Below are 411 nucleotides of genomic sequence, written 5' to 3'. Positions count from 1 at the left end.
GCCAACGAAGCCTATGTGTTCCCGCACCTGAGGCAGGCGTTGGAGGATGCGTGGAAACGTGCCGGCGTGGAAGGCGTGCAAGACATGGACGGCATCGAGACGCACGACTGTTTCACCACCACCGAGTACGTGGCCATCGACCACCTGGGGTTGACGGCGCCGGGGCAAAGCTGGCGAGCGGTGGAAGACGGAACCATCGAGCCCGGGGGCAAGTGCCCCATCAACATGAGCGGCGGGCTGATCGGCTGCGGGCACCCGGTGGGTGCGACGGGCACGCGCATGGTGTGGGACGCGGCACGGCAGGTGACGGGTCAGGCCGAGGCGATGCAGATCGAGGGCGCGCGGCGGCTGCAGACCTTGAACATCGGCGGCTCCTGCGCCACCGTGGTCAGCTTTGTGGTGGAGCGGGGC

General features: G+C 68.1%; 1 protein-coding gene. It reads left to right on the top strand.

Annotated features, from left to right (window positions below; genetic code table 11):
• Positions 1-411: thiolase C-terminal domain-containing protein (locus ACFQU0_RS20630; RefSeq protein ID WP_417452237.1), on the top strand; the 411-nt coding region annotated here is incomplete at both ends.

Origin of the sequence: Hydrogenophaga defluvii (assembly GCF_042665235.1) — a bacterium.
GTDB lineage: Bacteria > Pseudomonadota > Gammaproteobacteria > Burkholderiales > Burkholderiaceae_C > Hydrogenophaga > Hydrogenophaga defluvii_A.
Note: the sequence above shows the minus strand (reverse complement) of the source record. Positions and strands in the feature narration are given on the sequence as shown.